Source organism: Mesorhizobium sp. WSM4821, from assembly GCF_055901555.1.
Map to the genome: position 1 here is coordinate 6,010,521 of NZ_CM148371.1, position 11,784 is coordinate 6,022,304.

General features: G+C 61.7%; 12 protein-coding genes. 4 read left to right on the top strand and 8 right to left on the bottom strand.

Features of this window, described 5'->3' with window-relative positions; genetic code table 11:
• Nucleotides 1-58 precede the first annotated feature (58 nt).
• The 8 genes from AC0NID_RS29405 to AC0NID_RS29440 all read right to left on the bottom strand — a co-directional run bounded on the left by AC0NID_RS29405 (nt 59) and on the right by AC0NID_RS29440 (nt 9,034).
• Nucleotides 59-1,102: an NAD(P)-dependent alcohol dehydrogenase gene (locus AC0NID_RS29405; protein WP_473457076.1), complete on the bottom strand. Its 1,044-nt coding sequence runs from the start codon at nt 1,100-1,102 to the stop codon at nt 59-61.
• A gap of 37 nt (nt 1,103-1,139) precedes the next feature.
• A complete protein-coding gene (groEL, locus tag AC0NID_RS29410) occupies nt 1,140-2,771 on the bottom strand; it encodes a chaperonin GroEL (RefSeq protein WP_473457074.1) in 1,632 nt (543 codons plus the stop codon).
• Nucleotides 2,772-2,848: 77 nt separating this feature from the next.
• The gene (locus AC0NID_RS29415; protein WP_473457072.1) at nt 2,849-3,646 is read right to left on the bottom strand and encodes an iron-sulfur cluster assembly protein; all 798 of its coding nucleotides are present in this window, start codon (nt 3,644-3,646) and stop codon (nt 2,849-2,851) included.
• 4 nt (nt 3,647-3,650) lie between these two features.
• The gene (locus AC0NID_RS29420; protein ID WP_473457071.1) at nt 3,651-4,673 is read right to left on the bottom strand and encodes an amidohydrolase family protein; all 1,023 of its coding nucleotides are present in this window, start codon (nt 4,671-4,673) and stop codon (nt 3,651-3,653) included.
• 71 nt (nt 4,674-4,744) lie between these two features.
• Nucleotides 4,745-5,116, bottom strand: a complete 372-nt coding sequence (locus AC0NID_RS29425) for an MmoB/DmpM family protein (RefSeq protein WP_126039946.1) — start codon at nt 5,114-5,116, stop codon at nt 4,745-4,747.
• Nucleotides 5,117-5,133: 17 nt separating this feature from the next.
• Nucleotides 5,134-6,192: an aromatic/alkene monooxygenase hydroxylase subunit beta gene (locus AC0NID_RS29430; RefSeq protein ID WP_473457069.1), complete on the bottom strand. Its 1,059-nt coding sequence runs from the start codon at nt 6,190-6,192 to the stop codon at nt 5,134-5,136.
• 51 nt (nt 6,193-6,243) lie between these two features.
• A complete protein-coding gene (locus AC0NID_RS29435) occupies nt 6,244-7,305 on the bottom strand; it encodes a 2Fe-2S iron-sulfur cluster-binding protein (protein ID WP_473457067.1) in 1,062 nt (353 codons plus the stop codon).
• 55 nt (nt 7,306-7,360) lie between these two features.
• Nucleotides 7,361-9,034: an aromatic/alkene/methane monooxygenase hydroxylase/oxygenase subunit alpha gene (locus tag AC0NID_RS29440; protein ID WP_473457066.1), complete on the bottom strand. Its 1,674-nt coding sequence runs from the start codon at nt 9,032-9,034 to the stop codon at nt 7,361-7,363.
• Nucleotides 9,035-9,595: 561 nt separating this feature from the next.
• Between AC0NID_RS29440 and AC0NID_RS29445 the strand changes: the two genes are divergently transcribed.
• Genes AC0NID_RS29445 through AC0NID_RS29460 form a run of 4 tightly spaced genes read left to right on the top strand, consistent with a single transcriptional unit; the run spans nt 9,596 to nt 11,745 of the window.
• The gene (locus tag AC0NID_RS29445) at nt 9,596-10,072 is read left to right on the top strand and encodes a hypothetical protein (protein ID WP_473457065.1); all 477 of its coding nucleotides are present in this window, start codon (nt 9,596-9,598) and stop codon (nt 10,070-10,072) included.
• The gene (locus tag AC0NID_RS29450; RefSeq protein WP_473457064.1) at nt 10,069-10,392 is read left to right on the top strand and encodes a hypothetical protein; all 324 of its coding nucleotides are present in this window, start codon (nt 10,069-10,071) and stop codon (nt 10,390-10,392) included. Before AC0NID_RS29445 ends, AC0NID_RS29450 begins: the two co-directional genes overlap by 4 nt.
• 18 nt (nt 10,393-10,410) lie before the next feature.
• Nucleotides 10,411-11,538, top strand: coding sequence for a WD40 repeat domain-containing protein (locus AC0NID_RS29455; RefSeq protein WP_473457063.1), 1,128 nt, complete (start codon nt 10,411-10,413; stop codon nt 11,536-11,538).
• A 33-nt stretch (nt 11,539-11,571) separates the two neighbouring features.
• Nucleotides 11,572-11,745 (top strand): hypothetical protein, encoded by a 174-nt coding sequence (locus AC0NID_RS29460; protein WP_473457062.1) that lies wholly within the window; start codon nt 11,572-11,574, stop codon nt 11,743-11,745.
• The last annotated feature ends 39 nt before the right edge of the window (nt 11,746-11,784 follow it).

The window sequence follows — 11,784 nt, forward strand, 5'->3', positions numbered from 1 at the left end:
TGGGTGGGAGGACTTCTGGCGTCCGGCGCGAGCTCGCCCGCAGCGGGTCTGGACCATCTTATGGTACGATGACGCCACGGCCGGTGAACCGCCGGTTCTTGAAGTCGTCGAGCGCGGTATTGATGTTGGCGAGATTGTATTCGGTGTAGTGCATCTTCACCTTGCCGTCGGCGTTCAGCTCCATCAGTTCGACAAGTTCGGTGAAATTGCCGACCAGGCTGCCGCCGATGTTGATCTCCTCGATGACCAGATGCGCGGTCGGCACGTTGACGGTGCCGCCATAGCCGACGACGAACAATTGGCCGCCTTTGCGCACCATCTTCCAGCAGATGTTCTCGACACCGAGTTCGCCGACGAAATCGATGACCACATGAGCGCCGCCGCCGGTGATCTGGCTGACCTCCTCGACGACATTCGGCCCGCCATCGAGAACGAAGTCGGCGCCGAGATCCTTGGCGAGCAGCCGCGCCGCCGGCTCGCGATCGACGGCGATGATGCGGCAGCCCGAGATCGCGTGCAGCGATTGCAGCGCGATATGGCCAAGCCCGCCTATGCCGAGCAGGACGCAGTAACTTCCTGGCCTCAACAGCTTGGCCGCCCGCTTGGCGGCGCGGTAGGCGGTGATGCCGGCGTCGGCCAGCGGCGCCACTTCGATCGGCGTGACATTGGCGTTCAGCTTGATCAGCGAGCGCTCCCCGGTGATGAAATATTCGGCGAAGCCGCCATTCATGCCAAGCCCGGGAAACTGGCCGTTGTCGCAGTACATATCCTCGCCGTGTCGGCAGTTGAGGCAGATGCCGCACGAGCGGAAGGGATGACAGATCACGGCGTCGCCGCGTTTGACCGATCTGACGCCGCTGCCGATCTCCTCCACCCAACCCGCGTTCTCGTGGCCCATAATGTAAGGCAGGAGCGTACCTTCAGGGTCCATGGTCGGCTTCCAAACCCCCTCGATGATGTGCAGGTCGGTGCGGCAGAGGCCGGCGGCACCGACCCGCACGATCACCTCGTCGGGGGCGGTGATCGTCGGCGCCGCGACCTCCTCGATCTTGAGCTGGACGTTCATGCGCTGGTCGTATTCGTAAAGTCTGGCAGCTTTCATCGTCGTATCCTTTCAACGTCGAGATGTTGGGACTTCTTCAGGCGCGGCCGAGCTTTTCAGAACCGCCGCCGCGCGCCGGTCCGGCCGTCGGATCCTCGTCCTCGGCGAGATGGCCAATCAGCGTTTCGGTGGTCAGGATCAGCGTTGCCACCGAAGCGGCGTTGGCGAGTGCTGTGTAGGTGACGCGCACCGGATCGATGATCCCGGCCTCGAACATGTTCTGGTAGCTGCCGGCAGACGCGTTGTAGCCGTAGCCGCCATTGATGCGCGTGACTTCCGCCACGACTGCTTCAGGATCGGCGCCGGCATTGGCGGCGATGCGCCAGAGCGGCCTCGACAGCACCGAGCGCACCAGGCGCACGCCTTCGGCGACATCTCCCTCGACGCCCGCCGCCACCTTGTCGAGCAGCGGCGCGATCTGGGCGAGCGCGGAGCCGCCGCCGGCGACCACGCCCTCTTGTGAAGCGGCGCGCACCGCATTCAATGAATCCTCGATGAGCTGGATGGTTCGCTTCTGCTCGACCGGCGTGACACCGCCGGCATAGAGGATCGCGGTGCCGCCAGAGAGCTTGGCCAAGCGTTCGCGCAGCTTGTCCTGATCGATGTTCGGCGGCGAGGCTTCATATTGCCGCTGCACCTGGGCGCGGCGCGATGCGATGGCCGCATGGTCGCCGCCGCCGCGAATGATCGAGGTGTAGGACGAACTGGTCTTCACCCGGTCAGCCGTTCCAAGATCGTCGGCGGTGATGTCCTCCAGCCGGCCGCCGAGATCGCGGGCGATCACCTTGCCGCCGGTGATGATTGCCAGGTCCTCCATCATCGCCTTGCGCCAATGGCCGTATTCCGGCGGATGGACGACGAGGTATTTTCCAGGCCCCTGCTTGCCGAGCAGCGTCACCACCACTTCCGGCGACATTTCCTCGGACACGATCAGCAGTGGCCGACCGTCCTCGTCGGCAATGCGGCGCGCCGCATCCAGCGCTTCGGGCTCCTTGATCTTGAGGTCGGTCATCAGGATGTAGGGCCGTTCGAGGACCGCCTCCATCTTCTCCTGATCGGTCACCATGTGGTGCGAGAGATAGCCGCGTTCGAAGGACATGCCCTCGACCACGTCAAGCGTGGTTTCGGTGGTCACACTGAAGTCGGTGGTGATGACGCCTTCGGCCCCTACCCGCTGATGCGCTTCCGCCACCAGCGCGCCAAGCCTGGCATCGGTGGCCGCGATGTTGGCGACCGAAGCGAGAATGCCGTTGCCCTTGGCCGGCCTGGCCGAAGCCTTGAGCGCCGCCACCACCGCCGTCACGGCAAGGTCGATACCCTTGCACAGGTCGACGGATTTCGCGCCGCGCTCATTGGCTTCGATGCCGCCCTGGATGAGCGCGTTGGCGAGCACGATGGCAGTCGTGGTGCCGTCGCCGGCGACCTCGTTGGTCTGCATCGACACTTCGCGCACGACCTGCGCGCCCATGTTTTCGAAACGGTCATGCAGTTCGATCTCGGAAGCGATGCTGACGCCGTCGCGGGTCACCATCGGGGTGCCGATCGGCCGGTCGATCATGGCGTTCATGCCTTTGGGGCCGAGCGTCGGCTCGACGGCGGCGGCCAACCGAAAGACGCCGCGAGCAAGAGCACGACGCGCGTCGGAGTTGTGGAGCATTATCTTGGGCATGATTCCTCCTTCCGCCTTACGGGCGGGTTGTTGGTTAGGGGCCTCGTGCGAGGGAGGCCGTTGCTGTCAGCTCTGCTTCAGGCGGTTGGCGCAGCAAGCGCCGGCACGCGATCCATGATGAAATCGACCAGCGTCGGTTCGCCGTCGACCACACCCAGTTGCTTGTATCTGGTCTGTTTGAGCCCACGGCAAAGCGCGCCGTTGAACTCCATGTTGATACGCACACCGCGCAATTCGGCGAGATGGGCACTGAGTGTTGCGGGCGGTATGGGCTGCCCTTCCCATGTCACGAAGACAGCGGCATCGGTCCGGCGGTCGGGAAAGCGCTCAAGCAGGGCGGCCCGGTACCTCGGCTTCTGGTTGGCCGCTTCGCCCGTTTCGAACCGTGCGACGTCGTATGCCGGCAGGTCCATGCCGAGGATTTCCCGGTCGGTCAGGCCGTGTTGCCGAAAGCCGCGCAGCACGGCCTCCTGGCGCCGCTTGAATGCCTTCATCGTGAAGGTTTCGCGCAACGCGCCGAGATCCTGATCCTCGGCAAGTTCGGCGAATATGTCGCCGAAAGTCTTGCCGGCCTCCATGCCGCGATTGACCTCCTCGGCGAACATATGGTCGTGCAGCTTGACGCGACAGGCCGGCGACCATGAGAGCTGGTCGAGCGCCTTGCGGACGCCGTCCAGCATCAGGAACGCGAAGTTGGGCGAGCACCAGTAGGTCGGCAGGCGGAAATCGATCTCCACGCTGCCATCGCCCGTCATCTCGGCCCGCTCGACGAAGCCCATCTCGGTGATCGGTTCATCGAGCTCCGGGTCGTTGACTTCACCAAGGCGCCGCCAGAGTTCGTTCTCGCGGCTGCCGGAAACGCTGGCCGTTGCCATGGCCCTACTCCGCCGCGACGCTGAAGGGCGAACTGGCGAGCGCCGCCTTCTTGGCTTCGATGTCGATGTCGTAGAGACGCGCGGCATTGAGGCCGAGGATCTTCTCCTTGATCTCGTCGGTCAGCTGCACGCCACGTTCCGCCGCGATGTCCTGCGGGATCTGGTAGGCCCAGAACTTCTCGACCAGCCAGCGCGGCGTCCAGATCGCGTAGTCGGAACCGAACAGGATTTTGTCCGGTCCGATCCAGAACAGCAGCTCGGCGATGACCTCGCCGAAATAGCGCGGGCGCGAATGGATGAACGGCAGCGCCACCGCCAGCCCGCCATAGACGTTGGTCTCCTGCGTCGCGATCCAGCAGAAATCGTCGAGGCGCGGCAGGCCGCAATGCTCGACAATCCAGTTGAGGTTCTGGAAATCGGTCGCTGCATGGTCGACGTCATGCACGTCGAAAGCGTCCTTGCTGAGCGGGATGATGGTCGGCCCCTTGTGGACATGGATGTTCCTGATGCCGAGCTTGTCGCAGAGTTCGAAGCATTTGTAGGCATCGGGATCGGTGAGCTTCCAGCCCTTGGAGGCGCCGTTCCATTCGGCCGTGTACATCTTCACGCCCTTGACGTCGTAGGTCTCCTTGAGGAAGTGGATGTACTCGAGCGCCTTCTCACCGTCGCGCGGATCGAAGGCGCCGTTGACGATGAAACGCTCCGGATAGCGCTTGGCCACCTCGGCATTGCGCTCGATCGTGTTGAAGCCGTTTTTGTAGAAATCCTTCAGGTAGGTAGACTGCACGATCGCCACGTCATCGGGACCATTGACGAACAGGTCGCGATAGAGATCGTCGGCGCTGTACTTTTCAAACTTGCTCTTCTCCCACAGCTGTTCCTTGGGGCTCAGGCCCGTATGATAGGCGTAGAAGCACTCGATGAACTGCTTGCCATGGATGTTCTTCTGGTTCTCGGGGCTGCCGTCCCAGAAATGGGTGTGGCCGTCGACCACGAAGATTTCCTTGCCTTCCGGTGTGATAAACATGGTTCCCTCAGCACTGATTGCGTTGATCGGGGAGCCGCGCCGCAACCAGGCGGCGCGCCTGATTTTGGCGTCTATTCGATGTATTCGAACATCTCGTCCATGTTGCCGAACAGGATCACGGTGTTGTCGTCGACGCGGACCATGCGGCCGTAGTGTGTGGAGGTGTTGACCTCGAAGGTCTCGGCCGAAATCTCGCGGCCGAGATATTCACCGATGGCATCCATCTTGAAGATCAGCTTGCCGTCACCGTCGATACGGATCAGTGCCGGCTGGTAGGTGATGGTCACCCCCGGCTTCTGGCCCATGAATTCAGCGATGGCCCTGGCTTCCACGGAGTCGTTCATGGTGACACCGCACTGATGCGAAATCGTCTGTTCGAAGGTGATGTCCTTCATCGACCTGAAGATGTTGGATTGCGATGCGTCGCGTGCTGCAGTTGACATGACGATTTCTCCCTTTGTCAGCGCTTGAGGCCGAGTTCGCCGAGTATCTGGCCAATCCGCTCTTCGGATTTGGCGCGGACATCGGCGAACGCGACCGGCTTGGAATGCGGCATTGACCAGATCGGCTGAAGGCCGATGGCTGCCTTGTCGGCGAGCGCGCTGTGCTTCTTGACCCAGCCCTGGAAAAGCTTCTTGTTCGCCACGCCGTGCTTCTCGTCATTGGCGAGCAAGTACATGAGGTCGATCGTGTTGGCGAGATTGCGCTCATAGTCGGCTTCGGCTGCCGAGATTACTGCAGGCGTGATGAAGTCATGATTGGCGGCGGCGATCTGCATCAGGAAGCCTGAACGGAATACTTCCCCGACCAGCGGCTCGAAGATGATGTTGATGGCGAAATACTGTTCGAGATAGTCGGTCGCGCCCATGATGGTCTCGACCGCTTCGCGGGTGCCTTGCCAGTTCGCGTCCTCCAGCCATGCCTTCTTGCCAAGTTCGTCGTCCCAGCCGGGCAAGTCCATGCCGATTTCGGCAAGATAGAGGGTGATGTCCTGGGCAAGCCGCAGCTTGTAGGACGAATTGGTCAGCGTCGCGTTGTTGATCATCTGGGTGTAGCCGTAGCGCTGCGCCTGCATCAGCGAGGTGCCGAGCCCGAATTCAGCGTGTTTCCAGGCGCCGAGCTGCGTCTGCAGGATCTTGACCCAGGCCGTGTCGAAGGTCTTGGGCGCCCCCGACTTGCGGGCATTGTTAATGACGCTCTGCACCATCGTCTCGATTTTCGACTGGCGCTGGTAATGCGTGCGTTCCCACTCCTGATCGGGGGCGCGGAAGGCATGCCAGTTGGAGCTCTGCGCGGCGGTGTTCTGCTTGACATAAGCGCCCTTGCCGTCGGCAAAGGAGATGATCCAGTCCTGGATCAGGTAACGCTCCGGGTCAGGCTGTACGTCGACCGTCATGTCTTCGTAATGCGTGGCGCGCTGGCCCTTCGGGTCGAAATACCGGTATTTCCGGCTGTCGGAGTCGGCAAAGATCGCCGCGCCGGCGGCTCCGGATCCGACTGAACTCGAGGTAGCTGGCATAGTCTTCACTCCCTTGTTGCAGTTGTGTTTGCAGCTGCGTGGCCGCCCCCCTCAGTGGGTCGGCGCAGCACCTGTCGATGTGGTGAACTTGTCGAAGAAGATCCGCTCCGTCTCGAAGCCGTTCATGAACAGAACCGGCTGAAGCGCATCGATCATCGGTGGCGGGCCACAGGCATGGACATCGCCCTGCCCGTCGACCGCCAATTGCTTGAGCTTGGCGTCGACACTCTGGTGTACGAAGCCGCGCTCGCCTTGCCATTCGGCGTCGTCAGCCGCGTGCGACAGCACGGGAATGAAGGTGACGTCGGAATGGTTGCCGACCAGCTCGGCGATCCTGTCGAGATAGAACAGGTCGTTGCGGGTGCGGGCGCCGTAGAAGAAATAGACCGGACGTTTCTCGCCGCTCTTCAGGTGGTCGTTGAGGATCGACCAGATCGGCGACATACCCGAGCCGGCGCCGACCAGGATCAGGGGTCCTTGCCGGTCGTCCCGGCGGAAACAGGTTCCGTAGGGTCCGACGACGGTGACTTCGGCTCCAACCTTGATTCCTCCGGAATCGAGTTCTCCGGAGAACTTTCCCTCAGGGTATTTTTTAATGATGAAGCAGAGTATTTGGGTTTGGTCCGGCGTATTTGCCATGGAGAACGAGCGCGTAATCGTCTCCCCTTTTTGCGTGGTAACCGTGATGTCGACATATTGCCCCGCCCAGAACTTTATCGGCGAGCCGAGTTCGATCTCGATGCCGCGAATGTCGTGGGTCAGGTGCTCGATCCGAGCGATCCGGCCCTTGAACGTCTTCACGGCGATCGCTTTCGCCAAAATCTCCTCGTCGTAGTTGAGAAGCTCGACTTCCAGATCGGAGTAGGCGATGCAGCGGCACAAAAGCACGTGGCCGCTCTCCTTCTCCATGTCGTTCAGCGCGAAGGTCGAGTATTTGAGCATGTCGACTTCGCCTTCGAGCAACACGCTCTTGCAGGCGGAGCATTGCCCTTCCTTGCAGCCGTGCGGCAGGGCGATGCCCTGGCGGAAAGCGGCGTTGAGCACCGTTTCGCCATGGTCGACGTCGAATTCGACGCCGACCGGGCTGAGCCTGACCGTGTGGGTTTCCGACATACGGGGCCTCCAGTGAAAGGAAGGGGCGGGACGAACCCGCCCCCCTTTGGCCTGATCAGTTGCAGGGGTTGATGGTGAAGCCGGCCCGGTATTCCGCCAGGTGCTTCTCACGGTCCGCGGACGACATTGCTCGCAGCGCGTTGAGCGGCGACCCGAGCGTGTTGCCGCGTACGTCGTCGAGCGTCCACATCTCCTTGTCGTCGAAGCGCATATGCGGCTGCGGGACGAGCGTCTTGCCGTCGGAGCGGACGAAGTTCAGGTCCTTGATGGCATCGGCCAGATCCCAGCCGTCATAGAGCGTCTCCCACTCGCGCTTGCCGCTGAAGCGGCCCATCGCGGGCGTCGGGCGCCCCTGATACTCGTCGGCGAAGGCCACGGTCGCGGTCCACTTGTCGAGCTCGTGGGCGAAAGTGTGCAACTGGCCGTCGATCTCGCCGACAACCATGTCCTCACGGATCAGGCACGGTACGAGGCAGGACCAGCAGCGGTGCGGGTAGACGTAGCCGACGTCGCTGTTGAACAGCAGCACCTTCTCGCCCTTGTGGCTGAGCTTGGCGTACCATTTCCAGAAGTCGCCGAACTCGGCATACCAGCCCGGATACTTATGCTCGAACCATTCGAAGTCCTTGTCGGTCTGGGCTTCGATGCGCCAGAAATTGACCGGCCAGCCGACCGCGAAGAACTGTCCGACCTTGTGGACGTAGTTCTTCTTGGTGATGCGTTCCCAGGCCGCCTGGACGTCGTCGTGATGGACCTTGATGCCGTATTTCTCAAGCGGCAGCATGTAGGTGCGGTAGTAATCCTCGTAGATCCAGCGGTGCCACATTTCCGCGTAGGATTCCTTGTTCTTGTCGCGGTTGGTGGTGCCATATTCGATGAAGGTGCCGATGGCCGCGTCGACGATGGCGTGGTTCTGCCAGAAGGCGTAGCGCAGGTCGCGCTCGAGCAGCAGGTGGTTTTCCGGCTCCTTGAGCGCCGCCATCAGCAGCGAGTGGCCGTTGCCGATGTGCCGGCTCTCGTCGGATTGCACCGACAAAAAGACGGTCGGCAGCGCGTAGTCGCCATTGCGGGCGGCCTCAGAGGGCATGGCGACGAACAGCGTGTTGGTGAAGGCGGTTTCGGCCACCACGGTCAGGTACATGCAGGCAGCGGTCATCGTATCGCCGGTGATGAAGCCTTCGGCGAACTGCCGGCCGATGGTCGTGGCGTAGCATTTTCCGAAGGCCTCCTCGGTGATGTCGAAGCCGGCCGGATCGATGTAGTTTTCCATGTACCATTTCTTCAGGTTCATCTGGATCGTCGAGTGACGGAACTCGTCGATCATCTGCATGGTGAAGCCGGTCCTGAGCTCCTCGCCGGGCGCGATACGGGCGACCATCGCCATCGAGCGGGCGGCAGAAATTTCCGGGAACGGAATGATCGCGAGGAAGAGTTTCATCCACTCGACCCAGCGCGGTTCCACATTGCGGAACATGTCGCCGCGCAACGCCGCATCCAGCGCGCCGTAGACACGATTGTCCTTCTCTTCCTGCATCGGAAAATAAGACCGCAGAACCTGCTTCATCGGGTCGCGCGGCGTCTTGTTGATCTTGTAGTCCGTCGGAAACGTCATCGCTTCCTGGACGTAGGAAGGATTCCAGCCGAGATCGGCAATCTTCTTGGTTGCCTCGCCGACGGAGATGCCGCGTTGCGAGGTAATCTTGTTGAGCGTCAGAGACGTCATGGTCATAAGCCTCCACCAGGTTTGAGCCGCAGGTCCCTCGACCCCGGCATGAGGCGGCGCACAGCACCGCCAGTGAAAGTGCGAACGGCACGACAAAGGGTTGCGCATTCAGGCGCGACTCATGGTCCGGCCATTCAAGTGGATCGTGGCAAAGGTTCTCGAGGGCAGGGACTTCGGCGCCAACCGCGCTTGCGATGGGCGTATCGAAGCGGACGCGACTTGTCCCTGCTTCCTCCGTTCCTTCGTTCTTTTGGCACCGCGTCAAAGCGCGATGGGCTTCTTGTGGAAATCAACAAAGCAAGCGCCGTGCCAGATTGGAAACAGGGCCCACCGTCGGCATTCAAACAGAAACAAAGCTATTTTCGATATCCGAAAGGATAGCCCATTGTAACGTTCTTTTACAATTGTAAGTTACATCTGTAATATTTACATCTATCTCGCAATTGCAACATGTTGCTTAGCACCTGCAGCATATTCAAAAATACATTCTATCTATTCAATTCATCGTCTTCCTATACTATTTAGAAGCAACAGCCCATGAACGGGGCCTGGTTCTGAAGAGAGACAATGCCCAACGACAAGGACAGCCGTCGGCCACCGCAGCCACTGTCGAGCCAGGCCGACGGCATCACCGGCGATCTTGTCAGGCTGATGTCCCGCGACCTGGTCTTCGTCATGCGCTTCATGGGCGAGAGCCAGTACCGCCTGCAAAGCCACTTCCAGGACTTCATCCGGGCCGAGCTTGCCGCCAGCGGCATCACGACGGAGACGCATCCGATGATCCATCTGTTCATCGAAAACCATGCGATCCTGCTGCGCGAGTTCGTGTTTTCCGGTGTTTCGCTGTCGCGCCAGTTCCGCATCGACGAGATCGAGCGCCTCACCGGCGACACGACATCGATGATCCGGGTCGACATTTGGGATCAGCTCAAGAGCCACATCGAAACAGCCGAAAAGCAATTCCAATCGCAGGCCGGCACGTTGCCAAACTTGCTGTCGGCCTTCGAAAAACCGCCGGTACCGACACCTGGAGGCAAAGAATGACTGAGGATCCGAAGCGTCAAACTGCCGAGCGTGACGCGCTGCTCGGTCAGCGGCTGGCACTCGTCGCCGACGTTTGCGCGCTCACAGCCGAGGCGCTGCGGCTCAATCAGAAACGTGCCGGTGTCGAGATGGATGTGCTGCGCCTGGAGCTCGAAATCGGCAGGAGCGGCGCCAGCGCGCAACTGGTGCAGGATTTGCATGAGGCGCAGGAGAGGGCCGCGGCGGCCATGCAGGCATGCGCGGCGTGCGAGCAGCGCATCGTCGCCGCGGAGCGCGATGTCGAGGATGTCGACCGCAGCCTCGCGGCGACGGAGGTGTAACTGACGAAGGGAATGGTCATGAACCAGCACGCGATACAGAACCTGACCTTGTTCGACCTTCTGGCGCGAAGCTGGCATCGCACTTCGGCGATCGCCGATCTGCGCTTCAGCACCGATGGCTCGGCTGTTGCATTCACCTGTGTGGACGGAACGGTCGCCATCGCTGCGGTAGCCGACCAGGAGCCGCCCGAGTCGCGGATCAGGGTGAGCGGCGATCTCGGCCAGACGACGATCCGCCCGCGCGAGAAGCCACCAGCACCATTGGTCGCCACCGTTGCGTTGGGGGAAGGAGACGTCCCGCTCGCCAGCTATCTTCGCTCCGGCTTCCTTGTCGGAACGGCGGGCGGCGAAGCCGTGCATCTGACTGCGGGCGCAGATGTTGTCGAGGCGCTGGTCAAGATCGATGGACCGATCGTCGCCATCGACCATAGTGCCAAGGCGGCGGCGACGGCCGTCAGCAACGGCCAGGATGTCTTCCTGTCGCGCAACCGAGGCGATGCGACAAGATTGCGACATGGAGCAGCACCGCCCACCGAGGCTCTCGCCTTTTCGCCAGACGGCCAGCGCCTGGCCAGCGGCCGCGACAATGGACTTTCGATCTGGGCGGTCGACGGCGACGCCAGCGCGATCCGCGAGGTGTCTTTTTCGGCGCGCCCGGTATCGATCCGCTGGAGTGGCGACGGTGCATGGCTGGCCTGCGGGCTCGAAGCCGGAGGCTTTGCCCTGGTCAGCATGACCAATGGCCGGACTGACATTGTCGCTGGATTTCCATCGCCGGTCCGGACGGTGTGCTGGAGCCTGCCAGACAATGCGCTGTTCGCATCGGGCGCATTCCGGATCGCCGGCTGGTCGATGACCGCCCCTCCCCTTGGCGACAAAAAGTCTGGCGCACTGGAGACGGGTCGCACCGGGCTGGTTTTGATCGAAACAGTGGCGGCGCACCCGGAGAAGAAACTCATCGCGGCCGGCTATGCCAACGGCCGGATCAGCATCGCCCAGATCGGCGAGCCGGGCGAACTCCTCGTCAGGCCCTTGGGCGGCGCGGTGACCGCGCTTGCCTGGTCCGGCGATGGACGGCATCTGGCGATGGGCGCCGTCGACGGCACCGCCGCGATCGTCACCTTTCCCGCGCAAATGTTCAAATAACGCAAGCAGACCGGCAAGAGACAGGAGGAAAAGATGCAAACCCCACCCACTCCCGAGGACGAGAGCAAGGACGAGTTTTTCGAACGGCTCGCCAGACTGTCGGAAGAAATGGTGGCCAAGCACGGCAAGGATTTCAGCATGGGCGCGCTGGTGCTCGCCGCGCGCTGGATCGCCGAAAATCGCATTGGTCAATTGAAGACCAACTAACGTTCGGACCCGATAGGGGAAACTGACTCCCCTAGGCGT

What these genes read in the sequence shown, in the direction of transcription:
- AC0NID_RS29405 (WP_473457076.1), bottom strand. Translation starts at nt 1,102, where the DNA reads ATGAAAGCTGCCAGACTTTACGAATACGACCAGCGCATGAACGTCCAG.
- groEL (WP_473457074.1), bottom strand. Translation starts at nt 2,771, where the DNA reads ATGCCCAAGATAATGCTCCACAACTCCGACGCGCGTCGTGCTCTTGCT.
- AC0NID_RS29415 (WP_473457072.1), bottom strand. Translation starts at nt 3,646, where the DNA reads ATGGCAACGGCCAGCGTTTCCGGCAGCCGCGAGAACGAACTCTGGCGG.
- AC0NID_RS29420 (WP_473457071.1), bottom strand. Translation starts at nt 4,673, where the DNA reads ATGTTTATCACACCGGAAGGCAAGGAAATCTTCGTGGTCGACGGCCAC.
- AC0NID_RS29425 (WP_126039946.1), bottom strand. Translation starts at nt 5,116, where the DNA reads ATGTCAACTGCAGCACGCGACGCATCGCAATCCAACATCTTCAGGTCG.
- AC0NID_RS29430 (WP_473457069.1), bottom strand. Translation starts at nt 6,192, where the DNA reads ATGCCAGCTACCTCGAGTTCAGTCGGATCCGGAGCCGCCGGCGCGGCG.
- AC0NID_RS29435 (WP_473457067.1), bottom strand. Translation starts at nt 7,305, where the DNA reads ATGTCGGAAACCCACACGGTCAGGCTCAGCCCGGTCGGCGTCGAATTC.
- AC0NID_RS29440 (WP_473457066.1), bottom strand. Translation starts at nt 9,034, where the DNA reads ATGACCATGACGTCTCTGACGCTCAACAAGATTACCTCGCAACGCGGC.
- AC0NID_RS29445 (WP_473457065.1), top strand. Translation starts at nt 9,596, where the DNA reads ATGCCCAACGACAAGGACAGCCGTCGGCCACCGCAGCCACTGTCGAGC.
- AC0NID_RS29450 (WP_473457064.1), top strand. Translation starts at nt 10,069, where the DNA reads ATGACTGAGGATCCGAAGCGTCAAACTGCCGAGCGTGACGCGCTGCTC.
- AC0NID_RS29455 (WP_473457063.1), top strand. Translation starts at nt 10,411, where the DNA reads ATGAACCAGCACGCGATACAGAACCTGACCTTGTTCGACCTTCTGGCG.
- AC0NID_RS29460 (WP_473457062.1), top strand. Translation starts at nt 11,572, where the DNA reads ATGCAAACCCCACCCACTCCCGAGGACGAGAGCAAGGACGAGTTTTTC.